Source organism: Aureimonas sp. AU4 (assembly GCF_001463765.1).
Classification (GTDB): domain Bacteria; phylum Pseudomonadota; class Alphaproteobacteria; order Rhizobiales; family Rhizobiaceae; genus Aureimonas.
Map to the genome: position 1 here is coordinate 1 of NZ_BBWK01000002.1, position 16,538 is coordinate 16,538.

Annotated in this window: 20 protein-coding genes and 1 tRNA gene; 10 read left to right on the forward strand and 11 right to left on the reverse strand. The window is 64.0% G+C overall.

Features of this window, described 5'->3' with window-relative positions; genetic code table 11:
- The 4 genes from AUL35_RS00430 to AUL35_RS00445 all read left to right on the forward strand — a co-directional run.
- On the forward strand, positions 1 to 426 hold a 426-nt coding region (locus AUL35_RS00430), incomplete at its 5' end, for a RidA family protein (protein WP_156417770.1).
- Positions 423 to 1,151, forward strand: a complete 729-nt coding sequence (locus AUL35_RS00435; RefSeq protein WP_062010945.1) for a glycerophosphodiester phosphodiesterase family protein — start codon at positions 423 to 425, stop codon at positions 1,149 to 1,151. The genes AUL35_RS00430 and AUL35_RS00435, both read left to right, overlap by 4 nt.
- A gap of 27 nt (positions 1,152 to 1,178) precedes the next feature.
- On the forward strand, positions 1,179 to 2,381 hold the full coding sequence (locus AUL35_RS00440) for a GNAT family N-acetyltransferase (protein WP_244493619.1): 1,203 nt from the start codon (positions 1,179 to 1,181) through the stop codon (positions 2,379 to 2,381).
- Positions 2,382 to 2,412: 31 nt separating this feature from the next.
- Complete coding sequence (locus tag AUL35_RS00445) at positions 2,413 to 2,841, forward strand: HIT family protein (protein ID WP_062010947.1); 429 nt, start codon at positions 2,413 to 2,415, stop codon at positions 2,839 to 2,841.
- On the opposite strand, the gene AUL35_RS00450 is transcribed toward AUL35_RS00445, so the two are convergent.
- The 5 genes from AUL35_RS00450 to AUL35_RS00470 all read right to left on the reverse strand — a co-directional run bounded on the left by AUL35_RS00450 (position 2,838) and on the right by AUL35_RS00470 (position 7,491).
- Entirely contained in the window at positions 2,838 to 3,206 is a 369-nt protein-coding gene (locus tag AUL35_RS00450; protein WP_062010949.1) for an AzlD domain-containing protein, read from the reverse strand. The genes AUL35_RS00445 and AUL35_RS00450 overlap by 4 nt on opposite strands.
- Positions 3,203 to 3,949 carry an AzlC family ABC transporter permease gene (locus AUL35_RS00455; protein ID WP_062011426.1) on the reverse strand — a complete coding sequence of 249 codons (747 nt, stop codon included), beginning with the start codon at positions 3,947 to 3,949 and terminating at the stop codon, positions 3,203 to 3,205. Before AUL35_RS00455 ends, AUL35_RS00450 begins: the two co-directional genes overlap by 4 nt.
- A gap of 75 nt (positions 3,950 to 4,024) precedes the next feature.
- Positions 4,025 to 6,523 carry an ATP-dependent Clp protease ATP-binding subunit ClpA gene (clpA, locus tag AUL35_RS00460; protein WP_062010951.1) on the reverse strand — a complete coding sequence of 833 codons (2,499 nt, stop codon included), beginning with the start codon at positions 6,521 to 6,523 and terminating at the stop codon, positions 4,025 to 4,027.
- Between the two features lie 8 nt (positions 6,524 to 6,531).
- On the reverse strand, positions 6,532 to 6,861 hold the full coding sequence (gene clpS, locus AUL35_RS00465; protein WP_062010953.1) for an ATP-dependent Clp protease adapter ClpS: 330 nt from the start codon (positions 6,859 to 6,861) through the stop codon (positions 6,532 to 6,534).
- 249 nt (positions 6,862 to 7,110) lie between these two features.
- A complete protein-coding gene (locus AUL35_RS00470; protein WP_062010955.1) occupies positions 7,111 to 7,491 on the reverse strand; it encodes a phasin family protein in 381 nt (126 codons plus the stop codon).
- Between the two features lie 326 nt (positions 7,492 to 7,817).
- Here AUL35_RS00470 and AUL35_RS00475 point away from each other — a divergent pair, with 326 nt between their 5' ends.
- A complete protein-coding gene (locus AUL35_RS00475) occupies positions 7,818 to 9,314 on the forward strand; it encodes a D-alanyl-D-alanine carboxypeptidase (protein ID WP_062010957.1) in 1,497 nt (498 codons plus the stop codon).
- A 101-nt stretch (positions 9,315 to 9,415) separates the two neighbouring features.
- Complete coding sequence (locus AUL35_RS00480) at positions 9,416 to 9,697, forward strand: hypothetical protein (RefSeq protein WP_062010959.1); 282 nt, start codon at positions 9,416 to 9,418, stop codon at positions 9,695 to 9,697.
- Here AUL35_RS00480 and AUL35_RS00485 read toward each other — a convergent pair.
- Positions 9,694 to 10,131 (reverse strand): DUF1489 family protein, encoded by a 438-nt coding sequence (locus AUL35_RS00485; protein WP_062010961.1) that lies wholly within the window; start codon positions 10,129 to 10,131, stop codon positions 9,694 to 9,696. The genes AUL35_RS00480 and AUL35_RS00485 overlap by 4 nt on opposite strands.
- Positions 10,132 to 10,235: 104 nt before the next feature.
- On the opposite strand from AUL35_RS00485, the gene AUL35_RS00490 reads away from it, so the two are divergent.
- Together AUL35_RS00490 and AUL35_RS00495 are read left to right on the forward strand one after the other, a co-directional pair.
- Positions 10,236 to 10,952, forward strand: a complete 717-nt coding sequence (locus AUL35_RS00490) for a DUF599 domain-containing protein (RefSeq protein ID WP_062010962.1) — start codon at positions 10,236 to 10,238, stop codon at positions 10,950 to 10,952.
- Positions 10,949 to 11,242, forward strand: a complete 294-nt coding sequence (locus AUL35_RS00495; RefSeq protein ID WP_062010964.1) for a DUF3253 domain-containing protein — start codon at positions 10,949 to 10,951, stop codon at positions 11,240 to 11,242. Before AUL35_RS00490 ends, AUL35_RS00495 begins: the two co-directional genes overlap by 4 nt.
- On the opposite strand, the gene AUL35_RS00500 is transcribed toward AUL35_RS00495, so the two are convergent.
- On the reverse strand, positions 11,173 to 11,988 hold the full coding sequence (locus AUL35_RS00500) for a YdcF family protein (RefSeq protein WP_062010966.1): 816 nt from the start codon (positions 11,986 to 11,988) through the stop codon (positions 11,173 to 11,175). The two genes, AUL35_RS00495 and AUL35_RS00500, sit on opposite strands and share 70 nt — an antisense overlap.
- A gap of 3 nt (positions 11,989 to 11,991) precedes the next feature.
- Positions 11,992 to 12,822, reverse strand: coding sequence for an aldo/keto reductase (locus AUL35_RS00505; protein WP_062010968.1), 831 nt, complete (start codon positions 12,820 to 12,822; stop codon positions 11,992 to 11,994).
- Between the two features lie 102 nt (positions 12,823 to 12,924).
- Here AUL35_RS00505 and AUL35_RS00510 point away from each other — a divergent pair, with 102 nt between their 5' ends.
- On the forward strand, positions 12,925 to 13,875 hold the full coding sequence (locus AUL35_RS00510) for a heparan-alpha-glucosaminide N-acetyltransferase (protein ID WP_062010970.1): 951 nt from the start codon (positions 12,925 to 12,927) through the stop codon (positions 13,873 to 13,875).
- An 8-nt stretch (positions 13,876 to 13,883) separates the two neighbouring features.
- Here AUL35_RS00510 and AUL35_RS00515 read toward each other — a convergent pair whose 3' ends face one another.
- The 3 genes from AUL35_RS00515 to AUL35_RS00525 form a co-directional block, all read right to left on the reverse strand.
- Entirely contained in the window at positions 13,884 to 14,276 is a 393-nt protein-coding gene (locus tag AUL35_RS00515; protein WP_062010972.1) for a MerR family DNA-binding transcriptional regulator, read from the reverse strand.
- 76 nt (positions 14,277 to 14,352) lie between these two features.
- Positions 14,353 to 15,741: a magnesium transporter gene (mgtE, locus tag AUL35_RS00520; protein WP_062010974.1), complete on the reverse strand. Its 1,389-nt coding sequence runs from the start codon at positions 15,739 to 15,741 to the stop codon at positions 14,353 to 14,355.
- Positions 15,742 to 15,892: 151 nt separating this feature from the next.
- Positions 15,893 to 15,967: transfer RNA gene (locus AUL35_RS00525), tRNA-Asn, on the reverse strand.
- A 186-nt stretch (positions 15,968 to 16,153) separates the two neighbouring features.
- Here AUL35_RS00525 and AUL35_RS21890 point away from each other — a divergent pair.
- Positions 16,154 to 16,501 carry a hypothetical protein gene (locus AUL35_RS21890; protein ID WP_156417772.1) on the forward strand — a complete coding sequence of 116 codons (348 nt, stop codon included), beginning with the start codon at positions 16,154 to 16,156 and terminating at the stop codon, positions 16,499 to 16,501.
- Positions 16,502 to 16,538 lie beyond the last annotated feature (37 nt).

Sequence of the window (16,538 nt, forward strand, 5' to 3'; positions counted from 1 at the left end):
ACCCTGCCCAGTGCAGCCGCGCCCGCCGCGAACTACGTTCCCTTCGTTCAGTACGGAACGCTCCTCCAGACTTCGGGACAGCTTCCGCTGGACGCCGGCAGCATCGCCGTTGCCGGCAAGCTGGGAGAGGGCATCTCGCTTGAGGACGGTCAGAAGGCGGCACGGCTTTGCGCCGTCAACATCCTGGCGCAGGCCAAGAGCGCGCTCGGCGACCTTGAGACGATCGGGCGGCTTCTGAAACTCACGGTCTTCGTCGCGAGCGCTCCCGGCTTCACCGATCAGCATAAGGTCGCCAACGGCGCTTCGGACTTCCTGGTCGAAATCCTCGGCGAGCGCGGGCGCCATGCACGATCGGCGGTCGGCGTACCGGCCCTGCCCATGAACGCGGCGGTCGAGATCGAGGCGCTCTTCGAGATCGCGCGGTGAAGGCTACCGATCTCGCCTGGCTGACGGCCACGCCGATCGCCCATCGGGGTTTGCACGACGGCAATCAAACCGTTCCCGAGAACTCGATGGCCGCGTTTGCGCGTGCCGTCGAGCACGGGTTTGCGATCGAGTGCGACCTGCACCTTTCCCGCGACCGGGTGCCGGTCGTCTTCCACGATGAGACGCTGGCACGTCTGACCGGCGATCCGCGCCGTATCGACGAGGTGACGGCGGCGGAGCTTGCGACGCTTCGGTTGGCGAATACCAGTGAGACGATCCCGACATTCGAGCGCATGCTCGCAAGTGTGAACGGAGCCGTGCCAATCGTCGCCGAATTGAAAGGCACTACCGAGGATGCAGACCGCGATTTCATCGCGCAACTGCGGCCCGTCGTTGACGCCTACCATGCGCCCCTCGCCTTCATGTCGTTCGATGATTGGCTGGTTCGCGATGCGGCCGCCGCATTCGGTGAGCGGATCCCGGTCGGCTTGACGGCCGAGGGGAACCGGCCGGATGAGCTGGAGCGGCATTCTGCCCTGTTCGCGGGACGTTGTCGCTTCACGTCCTATAACGTGCACCATCTTCCGAACGCGTTCACCGACCATGTTCGGGGTCCGTTGGCGCTTCCAGTCATCAGCTGGACCGTTCGCACGTCGGACGATGTGGCACGCAGCGCGCGACATGCGGACCAAATGACGTTCGAGGGGTTCATGCCAGACGCCTGAGCCCATCAATCCGGAGTAGGCTCGCCCATGACAACGACCATGCCCGACCCTGTCGATGGCGACGCTCTCGTGCTGCGCGTCGTGGAGGCGATCGGCGATATCGATGCAAGCGTGTGGGATGGCCTGGCCGACACGGTGTCGGTCCGCTCTCTCAATCCGTTCGTCCGACACGCCTTCTTGAAGAGCCTCGAAGACTCCGGCAGCGTCGGGCGGAAGGCCGGCTGGCTACCGCAGCATCTCGTCCTGGAGACAGCCGGCGGCCGCATCCTTGCGGTTGTTCCAGCCTACTTGAAGGGTCACAGCCAGGGTGAGTACGTCTTCGACCACGGTTGGGCTGACGCTTTCGAGCGAGCCGGCGGGCGCTATTATCCCAAGCTCCAGATCTCGGTTCCCTTCACGCCCGCGACGGGCCCTCGCCTGCTGGTCGGACGGGACGAGGGCCCGCTACGCCTTGCGCTGTGCGAGTCCGTCAAGGCCTATGTCGGACAGACCGGCGTCTCATCGGCTCATGCTACGTTCCTGGATTCGAACGATGTCAGCGCCATGGAGGGCGACGACTACCTCCATCGAACCGATCAGCAGTTCCACTTCTTCAATCGGGGCTACGGAAGCTACGACAATTTTCTGGAAACCCTGTCCTCACGCAAGCGCAAGACGCTGCGGCGCGAGCGTCGCGACGCGCTGGGTGACGGCATCACCATCGATCGGCTGACCGGGCCGGATCTGACGGAAGCCGTCTGGGACAGCTTCTTCGCCTTCTACATGGATACGGGAAGCCGGAAATGGGGGCGGCCCTACCTCAATCGTCGCTTCTTCTCGCTGCTCGGCGAACGCATGGGCGACAGCGTCGTGCTCGTCATGGCGAGGCGAGATGGGCGTTACATCGCCGGAGCCCTGAACATGGTCGGCGCGAACCGCATATACGGACGCTACTGGGGCTGCCTCGAGGAGCATCCGTTCCTCCACTTCGAGGTCTGCTACAACCAAGCCATAGATTATGCGATCGAGCATGGGCTCGAGGTCGTGGAAGCGGGTGCGCAGGGCGAGCATAAGCTCGCGCGTGGATATGAGCCCGTCACAACCCATTCCGCCCACTACATCGCCAACGACGGGCTGCGCGATGCGGTCGCGCGCTACCTCGCCCGCGAGCGGCGGGAGGTGGAGCACACGCAAGCCATTCTTGCCAAGCACCACACCCCGTTCCGACGGGGCGATCTTCAGGGCGACTGAACCTGCGCCTCCATACAAACCAGGACACGACATGACCGCATACGATCCCGACAACATCTTCGCGCGTATCCTGCGGGGGGAACTGCCCTCCGCCCGGATTTTCGAGACGGACGAGGTCGTCGCCTTCATGGATGTCATGCCGCAGTCGGCGGGACATTGCCTCGTCGTGCCGAAGGCCGCTTCGCGCAACCTGCTCGATGCATCCGACGAGACGCTGCGGTCGCTTCTCCCGGCAGCGGCACGGCTGGCCCGAGCTGCCAAGCAGGCGTTTGCCGCCGACGGCGTGACGATTTCGCAGTTCAATGAGCGTGCGGCCGGCCAGACGGTCTTTCACCTCCATATCCACGTCATCCCCCGTTACGAGGGTCAATCGTTGCAGCCGCATTCCGGGGGCATGGCGGACGCGGCCCGCCTCGCTGAACAGGCGCAGCGCATTCGCGACGCCCTCGAGCCCATCTAGCCGGATATCGCCATCGCCCAAGGCGTGCCGAGCAGCACGATTTCTGCGACGAGGATCGCGAGAAGCGTTTGGCGTCCCAGCCAGTAGTAGGTCGCGAAGCCGAGCACGAGCGCTGAGACCCGAACGAAGGTCGGGATCTCGGCGAGCGAGCCTGACGGATAAAGGACGAGGCGAGCGATCACGGCGGCGACCAGTGACGTTGCGATCGTGCGGGCAATCGCCAGGCTGGTCGATGTCTCATCGAAGCGCCCTGCGGAAGCTACCCCCAGCCAGCGCCAGACGTCGGTCGGGAGCCAACCGGCGAGGAGAATGAAGACGTAGGGCCACCAGCCTGCGGCGAAGGCGTCGTAGCTGAAGGCACTCACTGTTGGCTCCTCCGGCCGTCAAGCCAGCGGCCGGCCACGAAGGCGACGGCACCGCCAGCGATCCCGGCGATCAGAATGTCGAACTCCGGCGCCAGCCAATTGGCCGGCGGAACGGCGAGCATGCCCGTGAACAGCGCGAGGCGGCCGGACACGTCGCGCGCCGATCCGAAGAGCGAGGTCAGGAAATAGACCGGTGTGAAGAAGGCGAGCGCGCCCGTGGCGATCGCCGGCAACTGACCCATCAGGTTGAAAGCGAAGGCGACGGCAAGGACATTGATGGCACAGAGCGTCACCGCGAACCCGCCGAAGTAGGACGTTCGACGCTCGCGAGGAATGGTCGACAGCTTCTCCATCGCGACCACCCAGGCGGTGACGGCGATGAAGTGCGACAAGGCCATGAGGGTCGTCGTGCGAGACCGCGCGGAGCGCATCTCCGGCAGCAGGGCGATGACCATGGGCATGAGGCGAAGCGACGAGAGTCCGACAGCAAGCGCGGTCGCCGCGAGCGACGATCCGGCTGTGATGGCACCCAGAAGAATGAGGTTGGCGGGCAGCGCCCAGATGACGCCGACCATGATGCTCGCTTCGAGCCATTGGACGCCGGCGTCTCTGGCAAGGCCCGCGAAGCCGAGATGGGCCGTCACGAGGATCAACGCCGGAGGCGAAAGGACCTGTCGCATCCCGCGCAGGATCCAGACGCGGTTGGAAACGTCCAACGTCTCTTCCGGGAGGCGAGTTTCCATGTCCTGCGATTCCATCGCCGGCCCCACGGGACCGAAAAAAAGGCCGCCTCGGCGAGGCGGCCTTTCCTTAGAACATCAGTTCAGCTTTCGGGGAACTTTCGGGACCGTCCCAGCGCGCTTGCCGCCAGCCGGTGTCTCGGTCTCCGCGTCGCTCACGTCCTCCTCGACGTCCTCGGCGTCGTCGAAGTCTTCGTCGGCCTCATCGACGATTTCCTCTCCGTCCGGCGAGACCTTGGCGCGGCGAAGACGTCCGTCACTCGACCGCTTCGGTTTGATCGGCGTGTCGTCCGCGATCGCTTCGAGGTTCAGCTTCTTGCCGCCCTTCTCGTCGTCGATCACCGTGACCTTGACCGTACCGCCGCGCTTGAGCTTGCCGAAGAGAACCTCGTCGGCGAGCGGCTTCTTGACGTACTCCTGGATCACGCGACCGAGCGGCCGAGCACCCATGTGCTCGTCGTAGCCCTTGTCAGCCAGCCAGGCGATAGCTGCTTCGTCGAGTTCGAACGTGACGCCTCGCTCGGACAGCTGCGCCTCGAGCTGGAGGATGAACTTCTGCACGACCTCGTGGATCACAGGCGTCGGCAGCGCGCCGAACGGAATGATCGCATCAAGCCGATTGCGGAATTCCGGCGTGAACAGGCGATTGATCGCCTCGACATCGTCGCCCGTCCGCTTGGTCGAGCCAAAGCCGATCGCCGCACGCTGCGCCTCCGAGGCACCGGCGTTCGTCGTCATGATCAGGATCACATTGCGGAAGTCGATCTTCTTGCCGTTGTGATCCGTCAGCTGACCGTGGTCCATGACCTGCAGAAGGATGTTGAAGAGGTCCGGATGGGCCTTCTCGATCTCGTCCAGGAGCAGGACGCAGTGCGGGTGCTGATCGACGCCGTCGGTCAGGAGCCCACCCTGGTCGAACCCGACGTAACCCGGAGGTGCTCCGATCAACCGGGAGACGGTGTGGCGCTCCATGTACTCCGACATGTCGAAGCGAAGGAGCTCGATGCCCAACGCCGAGGCGAGTTGCTTGGCCACCTCCGTCTTGCCGACGCCGGTCGGGCCGGAGAACAGGTACGAGCCGATCGGCTTCTCCGGCTCGCGAAGGCCGGCGCGTGCCAGCTTGATCGCCGTCGTCAGGTTCTCGATGGCCGAGTCCTGGCCGTAAACGACACGCTTTAGCTGCTCCGAGAGGTTCGACAGAACCTCCTCGTCGTCCTTCGAGACGGACTTCGGAGGAATGCGGGCCATCGTGGCGACGGTCGCCTCGATCTCCTTCACCCCGATGCTCTTCTTCCGTTTGGCCTCCGGCAGCAGCATCTGCGAGGCGCCCGTCTCGTCGATCACGTCGATCGCCTTATCGGGCAGCTTCCGATCGTTGATGTAGCGCGCCGATAACTCGACCGCCGAACGGATGGCGTCGTTCGAGAACTTCACGCGGTGGAAGTCCTCGAAATAGGGCTTGAGGCCCTTGAGGATCGAGATGGCGTCCTCGACGGTCGGCTCGGCGACGTCGATCTTCTGGAAGCGGCGGACGAGCGCGCGGTCCTTTTCGAAGAACTGACGATACTCCTTGTAGGTGGTCGAGCCGATGCAACGGATCGCCCCCGAGGAGAGCGCGGGCTTCAGGAGGTTGGATGCGTCCATGGCACCGCCGGACGTCGCGCCTGCGCCAATCACGGTGTGGATCTCGTCGATGAACAGGACGGCGCCCGGATACTCCTCGAGTTCCTTGACGACCTGCTTCAGCCGCTCCTCGAAGTCGCCGCGATAGCGCGTGCCCGCTAGAAGCGTTCCCATGTCGAGCGAGAAGATCGTGGCGTCCGCGAGGACCTCGGGAACGTCACCCTCGACAATCCGCTTGGCGAGACCTTCCGCGATCGCGGTCTTGCCGACGCCCGGATCGCCCACATAGAGCGGGTTGTTCTTCGACCGACGGCAAAGAACCTGGATCGTGCGATTGATCTCGTTCGCGCGGCCGATCAGCGGATCGATGCGTCCGCTCTTGGCCTTCTCGTTGAGATTCACGCAGTAGGCGGTCAGCGCGTCCTGGGCGTTCTTGCGGCGCCCCTCCTCCTCGGTACCCATGGTCGACTGCTCGTCCTCCGCTCCGCGAACGGTGCGGCTCTCCGACGCCCCGGGACGCTTGGAAATTCCGTGGGAAATGAAATTGACGGCATCGTAGCGGGTCATCTCCTGCTCCTGCAGGAAGAAGGCCGCATGGCTCTCGCGCTCGGCGAAGATGGCGACGAGAACGTTGGCGCCGGTCACCTCCTCGCGGCCCGAGGACTGGACGTGAATGACGGCCCGCTGAATGACGCGATGGAATCCGGCCGTCGGCTTGGAGTCCTCGTCCTGCAGCGTCACGAGGTTGGCGAGCTGGTTGTCGATATACTCGGTGAGCGAGGCACGCAGAACGTCGATATCAACGCTACAGCCCTTCATCACCGCCGCCGCGTCCTTGTCCTCGAGCAGCGCCAGCAGAAGGTGCTCGAGGGTCGCGAATTCCTGATGGCGCTCATTGGCGTAGGTGAGAGCCTGATGGAGGGACTTCTCCAGGCTTTGCGAGAATGTAGGCAAGCTTCACCTCAATTCTTTTCCATCACGCATTGCAGCGGATGTTGATGCTGACGGGCGAAATCCATGACCTGGGTCACCTTGGTCTCGGCGACCTCGTATGTGTAGACGCCGCATTCGCCGACCCCGTGCTTGTGGACATGCAGCATGATCCGGGTCGCGGCTTCGCGGTCCTTTTGGAAGAACCGCTCCAGGACGTGGATCACGAACTCCATCGGGGTGTAATCGTCGTTCAGGAGAAGCACCCTGTAAAGGCTCGGGCGCTTCGTCTTCGGTTTCGTGCGCGTGATGACCGAGGTGTTGCGATCGGTGTCGTCGCCGTCGGTCTTGCCGGCCTGCATGCGCGGGCTAAACGCTGTCCCAAGGCGATCGCCGTCGACGTTGTTCACTGCTGTCACCCTGATCATGCCCCGGTATGTATGCGCCGCGTGACGCATTTTAAGACGCTCGCCGGTTGCGGCAAAATTGCGCCGGTGGCGCCGGCGACCGTTCCCGTGACGCAATAGATGGCTTGCCTCTCGCGACGAAAAAAGGCCCGGCTGTTAACCGGGCCTAGAAACTCGTCCGAAAGGTCGCCGTGGCGCCTGTGGTCAGCCCGCCTGACGGGCCTCGTCCTTCGCCGCCTGAGCGGCCGCGTAGCCGGTCGCTTCGAAGGGCTTGTAGGCATCGCGCGCGAGGTCGCTGTAGAGGCCTGCCATCTTGTTGGCTTGGCTCATCCAGTTCTCGTAGACAGTCCGAGCGAACTCGGTCTGCAACTCGACCGCCTTATCCAGCGTGCGGACCTGCGAGAACTTCTCGAACATCTGAGCCGACTGTTCGACCGAGCGCTTCGTGAACTCGCCGGTCTCGTTGGCGATCTGCTGGAATCCCTTCGTCATGATCGACATCGACTTCAGCGCGTTGTTCATCGCCTCGGAGCCAACGCGGTTGGCATTGTCGTAGGTGCGATTGGCGTTCTCGTAGCCGTCCATTGCCTTCTCCCTCGAATAGCGCCCGCCAGCTTCATCGGCGGTGCAGCACACATATTGCACTGCACAAAACAAATCAAGAGGATGAGTTGCGCATGTCGTGGCCCACCACACTCCCGGGCTGTGATCGCACAGACGTATGCATCAATTCGTTCGAATGACACGAGGTGACCACAAGGTTCCGGCAACCATAAACCGATTGGTAAGGTCGCCTCGCGTAGCTTTGCCGCAAGTGAGACATCGAAACCATTGAAGTGGCTCGGCGTTCGGTGCAGCCGGGTGCGGAGGGCAGTGTCTCGAAACGCGAACGAGAGAGCTGCCGGGTGTCCATGGCGTTTCCGAAGATCAAAATCCTCGTCCGTCGCCTAGCCCGCACGGCTGGGCTCGCCGCACTCGGCGGTACCGTGCTTCTTCATGCCGTTCCGACGCACGCCGAGGCGGCGGACGATCGCTATTCCGCCGTGGTGATCGACGCCAACAACGGAAAGGTCCTCTTCGCGAAGAGCGCCGACGAACAGCGCTACCCGGCATCGCTCACGAAGATGATGACGCTTTACCTGCTCTTCGAGGCGTTGGAGACCGGTCGAGCCACTCTCTCCACGCCCATGAAGGTTTCCGCCTACGCCGCCGCGCGTCCGCCGTCCAAGCTCGGCATGAAGGTCGGCTCGACGCTATCGGTCGAGGAGGGCATCCTCGCACTCGTCACTCGCTCGGCCAACGACGCCGCCGTTGTGATCGGGGAGTACCTTGGCGGCACCGAGACCCAGTTCGCCTCGATGATGACGAGCAAGGCGCGGCAGCTCGGCATGTCGCGCACCGTCTTCCGCAACGCGAACGGCCTGCCCAACAACGAGCAGCACACGACGGCGCGGGACATGGCGACGCTCGGCATCGCGCTGCGCGAGCATTTCCCGCAGTACTACCGCTATTTCAGCACGCGCTCGTTCAACTTTCGCGGGCAAACGATCGGGAACCATAACCGGCTTCTCGGACGCGTTCAGGGCGTCGACGGCATCAAGACCGGCTATATCAACGCCTCCGGCTTCAACCTCGTGACGTCGGTCGTTCGCGGAAACAAGAAGCTTGTCGCCGCCGTCATGGGCGGTCGGACGGCGCGCTCGCGCGACGATCACATGGCCGAACTCGTGAAGGAATTCCTGCCGAAGGTCAGCGGCCAGGATGGCGAGCCTCTGGTCGCCGCCTACTCGCCCTCGAAGCGCGGGCCCGCCGTGACCCGGCACGAGACCGAGGTTGCCGCCCTCGTCCCCGAGTCGGTTCCGACACCGACCCGCCGCTCGTCGTCGATCAACGCTCGCGTGGCCGAGGCCTACGGCTCGAACGCCGCGGGCGCGATGGATGCGCTGACCCGGTCCGAGCCGCGTACCGTGATCGGACGCGATGCGCTACGTGCCGCGCTCGACAACCAGCAGGCCATGCCGCGCATGGATGTGCCGGTGGCCAATGCGCTTGCTCCGACCGGCGCGCGCCGCCCCCCGGCCGATGTGCCGCTCGCCATGCCACGCATCGCATCGGCCGCCCAGGCCGCGACACCGACGCCAGCGGCCATGCCTTCCGACTCCTCCTCCTGGGTCGTTCAGATCGCGGCGACGCCGGTGCAGGCGACAGCCCTCGATATGCTGTCCGAAGCGCAGCGGCGCGCCGGCTCGGCGTTGGCGAAGGCGCAGCCCTTCACGCAGGCGGTGGGCTCCGGCAACCAGACGCTTTACCGCGCGAGATTTGCCGGTTTCGCCACGAAGTCGGAGGCGAACGCCGCCTGCGATGCGCTGAAGAGCCGATCCTACGCCTGCTACGCGATCGCCAACTAGAAACAGCTCAGACCACGTCCGGCCTTTGATTCCGTGGCAGCGCCTCGCCGCCACGAACGCCGGAGCCTTGTCCCTTCTCCCGTCAGCTGCCCGAGATCGTCATGTCCTTCGAAACCGATACTCTCGAACTTGCTTCTGCGGTGTCCGGCCCGCGGCGTCCGGAAATCGGCCTGCACCCGCTGCAGCAGGCGGCGGTCCGGCTCGGCGACTATCGCGACGGCCGATCCCGTGTCCGCGCGAAGGATCTGGTCGGCCTGCTCTTGTGTCATGGTGCAAGGGCTTGGCGTTCGGCTCAACCGCAGGGGGACATCCGGCTGCAGGTGGAGGGACGGGCGGGCTATCACGCCGTACGACTGTCCTTCAGCGGCACGCGCCGCCGCTAGATCAAGCCGAGTTCCGCCAACTCGCGGCGCAGAGCCGGCGGCATCGACAGAACGTCGCTATCGTCATCTCCAAGGTCCGTCGGGGCATCCTCAGGCCGAAGATACCGCCAGCCCTGAAACGGGCGTCTCGCGAGCCAGGACGTGCGTCGGAACTCAGGCGCGAGGATGATGCGGCACCGCTCGACACCGTCCTCGGTTCGCACGGGCTCGAAGCGAAGGACGGGCTGGCGAACTTGAACCTGGCCGCGAATCACCCAGAAGAGCGATCCGCCCGCAAGGATTTCCTCGGCTCGCTTCGGCATGACGCGCGTGACGTGGAACTGCTCGTCCCGCTCACCCTTTTCGCGACGCTCGGCGCGGCGGTGCGCGGCCCACGCCTCGAGGTCCTCGACCGTGTCGGCGCCCACGCAAAGCTTGATCATGTGAAGTGGCATGCGATGGATTTGCGTCCGCTGGACCGCAGCGTCAAGCGCGCTGACGCACGGCGCTCGAGGATGATAGGAACGTGGCCGACCGCCATCGCCCGTCGGAACCGTCCATGCCATTCAGTCAACTGCTGGGTTCAAGCGATCTGGCCGCCCTCGCTTTCTTCCTGGCTGGCTGGGGAATCTATAGCCTGATCGTCGACAGCAGCCGCTGGTCGTACAGTGGTCTCAGCCGTCGCATGAACCAGCAGCGCGAGGTATGGATGCGAACCATGCTGTCGCGCGAGTTGCGCATGATCGACACCGCGATCATGTCCGGGCTCCAGCAGGGTACGGGCTTCTTCGCTTCGGCCTGCATCTTCGCGATCGGCGGTTGCTTCGCGCTGATCGGGTCGGCGGAACGCGTCGCGACGATCACCACGGAGCTGCCGCTCGTCGGCGCATTGGAACGCGGCCTCGTCGAGGTCAAACTCCTCGGCCTCGTGACGATCTTCGTCTACGCCTTCTTCAAGTTCGGCTGGGCCTACCGCCTCTTCAACTATTGCACTATCCTGATCGGAGCTGTGCCGATGCGGCAGGATGCGGAGCGGCACCCCGATGTCGCGGAAGCCGCCCTGCAGCGCGCGCTTTCGATGAACCGGATTGCCGGGCGCAACTTCAACGCCGGGCTTCGGGCCGTCTTCTTCGGTCTCGCCTATCTCGGGTGGTTCGTCGGACCGTTCGTCCTCATAGGGACGACGCTTCTCGTCGTCCTGACCCTTCTGCGCCGGCAGTTCCTGTCGGACGCCAACCGCAGCCTCGCTGCAACCGGAATGGATCGCAACCCATGAGCAAAGAGGTCCGCAGGCAGATCCTGACCATGCTGGCAGAGCAACCGGGTCAGGCCATCGATCCGGCGGAGGTCGCACGCGCCCTCGCCGGCAATGACGAGAAGCGTTGGCGCCTCCTGATGACGCCGATCCGGCGCGAGGCCGTAAAACTGGCCGAGGCGGGTCGTGTGGAGTTGCGGCGAAAGGGCCAGCGTATTGACCCTGCGGAGCTTCGTGGGATCTACCGAATCGCCAAGGCCGTTCCGGCCGGCGAAGGAAACAGCGCGTCGGTCTTCCCGGTCAGCCTGTAGGCTGCAAGACCCAGATATTCGCGTATGGCGAAGTGCACCTTTTCCAAATTACGGATCGTTGCGGTGGAAGGCGAAAAGGCAGCTGAGCCGCCGGGGGTCTGATAATCCGTCGGATAGGGCAACACCTCGAATCCGGCCTGTCTGAAACAACCCACGGCGCGGGGCATATGATAGGCGGAGGTGACGAGGAGCCAGGTGTCGCCCGGTTTCGGATGCGCCATCGCTCGCGAGTAACGCGCGTTCTCTTCCGTGTTGCGGGCCTGGTCTTCCAGTTCGAGCCGTGACGGCTCCAGTCCAAGGTCAGGAAAGATCTCGCGCGCGATGTCTGTCTCCGCGATGTCCTCCTCCAGCATGGCGGCCGAGCCGCCGGTGAAGATGACCCGGGCCTCGGGATAGCGGCGCGCGAGCGTCAGCACCGTCGTGACGCGGTCGGCCGCTTCGTTGAGTTCGGGCAAGTTGCGGGTGCGGGCGATCTTGGTGTCGAACGACCCACCGAGCACCACGATGCCGGTGATCCGCTCCGGAAGATCCGGACGAGGAAAGCGATTCTCCAGGACCGACATCATCAGGATGCCGAGCGGACTCACGCTGATGACGAGAAGGATAACGCTTGCGCTCACGAGAAGCGTAGCGCCCGTCCTCGGCATGCGGAGAAACCAGAACAGAAGGCCCGCGCCGAGGAAGAGGAGAATGATGACGAGCGGCTGAACGAGATACCAGCCGATCTTCGAGATGGCGAAGAACATGCGTCAGACCCGGTCCCAGTTCGGCGCGAAGCCCGGGTTCACCAAACGCTGCCGTCGAGTGGCAAGCTCGCCGATGGAGCGATGCTCCTCGCCTGTCAGTTCGAAAGAGAAGACGTCCAGGTTCTCCCGGAGACGATCCGGGTTCGACGTGCGGGGGATTGCCGCGACGCGCGGCTGCTCGATTTCCCAGCGAAGAACGACCTGCGCCGGCGACCGACCATGCGCCCGAGCGACACCCTGGATGGTCGGATGCTCGAGCAGATCGCGGCCCTGACCGATCGGCGAGTAGGCGACAAGGGCCATATCGTGCCGCGCGCAGGCTCCGAGAATCGCCTCCTGCGAGAGCATCGGGTGATACTCGACCTGATTGCAGACCAGCGGCGCTTCCGAGATAGCGCTGGCGTCGTCCAGCATCGCGCTCGTGAAGTTCGCGACGCCGATATGGTGTGCGAGACCTTCACGCCGCGCGGCATTCAGGTCGCCGATGGAGTCTTCCAGCGGAATGTCCGCGTTCGGCCAGTGGATAAGCAGCAGATCGACAGGCCCGATGGCGATGGCCTCGACAGCTTCCCTTGCCGAGGTCACCAAGTCCTTAGCGGCGATGGAATCGTGCCAGATCTTCGTGGTCACGAAGAGCTTATCGCGCTCGATGCCGCTCGCACGAATGCCCTCACCGACCTCGCGCTCGTTGCCGTACATGCGCGCCGTGTCGATGTGGCGATAGCCGACCTCGATTGCCTCCGTGACGATGTTCGCGCAGGTCTCGCCCCTTAGCTGGTAGGTCCCAAGGCCGATCGCTGGAATACGGGCGCCGGAGGCTTCGATGATCTTCATGAACGTTCCTTGATCGTGCCGGGAGGGCGCCACGTCATCCGGGTCGCCAGACCGCGCGCTTTCAGATAGGCGGATCGACCGTGCGGCCAGGGGAACGACACCATGATCGATAGCGCAAGCCGACCCGTCAGCCGTCGCATCGAGCTGCTCGACGTCCTACGCGGGATCGCGCTTCTCGCGATGGCGAGCTACCACTTCACCTGGGATCTCGAATTCTTCGGCTACCTGCCGCCCGCCTACGCGACAGAGGGCGGCTGGCGTCTCTATGCCAGGGGCATCGCGACGACCTTCCTCGTGCTGGTCGGAATTGGATTGGTACTCGCCGACAACCCGGCGACCCGTCGCCGGTCGCGCCTGCGCCGTCTCGCGTTGATCGTTGCGGGCGCCGCCGCGATCACGGCCGCCACCGCCGCACTGACCCCGCAGAGCTTCGTCTTCTTCGGGATCCTGCATCTCATCGCCTTCGCCAGCATCTCAGGCTTGCCTTTGCTGCTCTTGCCCGCCTGGGCGAACGCGCTGCTGGCGGTTGCGATCATGATTGCGGGCAATACGCTGACGACTCATTTGACCGATCCGCGCTGGCTTGCCTGGATCGGCTTCTCGGCCTCGCCGCCGATTTCGAACGACTTCGTGCCGGTCTTTCCATGGTTCGGTGTCGTCGTCGCCGGTATCGCCCTCGGGCAAGCTCTTGCGGCTTCGGGCCTCACGGCCCGGTTGGCCGCCTGGAACCCACGACTGCGCAAAGCTGCGCCGCTTGCTTGGCTGGGACGGCACTCCCTCGCCTTTTACCTGATCCACCAGCCCATCTCGATCGCGGTGGTCGCCGCCGTAAGCTTCGTCGCGCCGCCGGACCAGACCCGCTACTTCACGCAAAGCTGCGAACGCGGCTGCCTGCCGGACCGGGACGCGGCTTTCTGCACCCGCTATTGCGCATGCGTGCGCGACGACCTGACGAAACAAGACCTTCTAGCCGACACGCTGATGGGACGGCTCGATGCCGCTCGCGAGGCGAAGGTGCGGGAAAGTGTTGCGGTCTGCTCGCTCGATCCCTGATGGGGACGCTAGCCGCCGGGAGCGACGCCGAGTTCGGCCATTCGGGTGAGGCAGGCCTCCTCCGCCTGATCGAGTTCGCCGAGAAGGTCGTCGATATCGCGGCGCTTCTGTTCCAGCTCCCGCCGCCGGTCGCTGACCTTGCGGATGATCGTGCGCAACTGCCCCGCCTCGCCTGGGGGGCTGCGGTACATGCCCATTATCTCCCGGATCTCCGCGATCGAGAAGCCGAGGCGCTTTCCCCGAAGGATCATGCGCAAGAGATGTCGGTCGGACTGCCGAAATAGCCGCGTGCGACCGCGCCGCACCGGTGAGATGAGACCCTCGTCTTCATAGAATCGGATCGTTCGCGTCGAGATGTCGAACTCGCGCGTCAGTTCGGTGATCGTATAATATTCGCGCATCGAGCCCCGACCGGGATGAGACAGCCCTTCTGCATGGTCCCGATCTTACGTAAAAGTCAAACAGGCCGACTTTCGTTCATGTGAAGAACAGGGTCGCCAGTCCCAGGAACGAGAAGAAGCCGACGATATCCGTCACGGTCGTGACGAACGTTCCCGAGGCGATGGCGGGATCGGCGCCCAAGCGGTCGATCACAAGCGGAATCAGAATTCCCGCGAGACCCGCGGCCAGCATGTTGATGATCATTGCGGCGGCGATGACAAGGCCGAGAGGCGTGCTGGAAAACCACAGGGCTGCCACGACGCCGATTAGAAGCGCGAAGAGAAAACCGTTCACGCAGGAGACGACCGTTTCGCGGCGTACGACACGCCACGCGTTATGGATCGTCAGGTCGCGCGTCGCGAGCGCCCGTACGGCCACGGTCATGGTCTGCGTTCCGGCATTGCCGCCCATGGAGGCGACGATCGGCATCAGCACTGCAAGCGCCACCATCTGCTGGATCGTGGTGTCGAAAAGATCGATCACGAGCGACGCCAGAATCGCCGTGGCGAGATTGATGAGAAGCCACGAAAAGCGCGAGCGTGTGATCTGCGCGACCGTATCGGAAAGCTCCTCATCGCCGACGCCGCCGAGAAGGCGGATATCCTCGTCAGCCTCGGACTGAATGACATCGACGATGTCGTCGATGGTCAGTACGCCGACCAGTCGTCCGTCTCCATCGACGACGGCAGCCGACAGGAGGTCGTATTGCTCGAACAGGCGAGCTGCCTCCTCCTGGTCCGTTTCTGCCGCGATGGCTTGCCGATCAGGATCCACCAGCGACTCCAGCAACGTCTGTGCGGGGGCACGCAGAAGGTTGGGAAGCGCGACCGACCCGATGAGGCGAAAGCGCGGGTCCACGACGAAAATTTCGGAAAATCGGTCCGGTAGGTTCGGATCACTGCGGATGTAGTCGAGTGTTCGGGCAACGGACCAATAGGGAGGGGCCGCGACGTACTCCGTCTGCATGCGGCGCCCGGCCGTCTCTTCCGGATATTCCAGCGCCCGCCGAAGCCGGATGCGCTCCGCGAACGGTATGCGCTCGAGCACCGCTTGGCGCTCCTCGTCGGGCAGATCCTCCAGGATGTAGACGGCATCGTCCGACTCCAGCGTTCGGATTGCCTCCGCGACGCGCTCGTCGGACATGGCCTGCAGGATCTCAAGCCGAATCGCCTGGTCGACTTCTGTCAGAGCGGAGTAGTCGAAATCCGAATCGACGAGGCCAACGAGATCGGTGCGTTCTTCAGGGGTCAGTCGCTCCAGGAGCCGGCCGAGTTCGCTTTCGTGCAGGCCGCCGATCTCGATCCGGAGGCGCTGGCGGTCACCGCTCGACACCGCTTCACGGACAGCCTTCAGGAAGTGGGGCGAGATATCGCCTTCCTCGTCGAGCACGTCCCGCTCGGTCACGGCTTGCCCTGCGTTCACCATACGCCGCTCCACTTCCGCCGCTTCGTCATGCGGCCGATATCATCGGTCGACGCAGGAAGGCAGAAGCGATCGCTCCGCGAAGCGAAAAAGACCGGCCGCGATGAACGAATTGCACCGCCGCGAAGATCGAATTGTCGGTTGGAAGTTTAAGTGGCTCCCCGGGCCGGATTCGAACCAGCGACCGATCGATTAACAGTCGATTGCTCTACCACTGAGCTACCGGGGAACGATCCGCATTCGCTGCGGATGGCGTCGCTATAGCGCAGGCTTTTTCGGTTTGCCAAGCCGGCATCGGCATTTTGCGACAAAATAATCCGGTGTCCTCCGTTCGGGCATGGTTTCGATGTAAGTCGATTGCCATCTCCTGCTGCTACGAACGACGAAGCTGCGATTTCGAGGACCGCGAAGGCGAATGACCGAACCGACCAAGAAAGGTGGCTTCTTTCGAGTCCGTGGGCATACGATCGAACTGTTCGGGCGAACCTTCAGGCTGCCGGCAAACCGCATCGCGCGAATGGGCGTCGGCGTCCTGTTCGTGCTCGGCGGCATCTTCAGCTTCCTGCCGGTCTTGGGGATCTGGATGCTGCCGCTCGGATTGATCGTCCTGTCGATCGATATCCCCGCGGTTCGTCGACTGCGCCGCCGAAGCGAGGTGAGATGGGGACGACGGCGCCAGCGCCAGCGCGAGTTGGCCGCGTCCGGTCCCCCTCGCCCGCGTCGCTTCATGCGCTTTCGCGTGCCGCGCTTCCTGTCGCGCTAACACACCTTCGCCACGTTCGATGGGTCGACTACCTCCC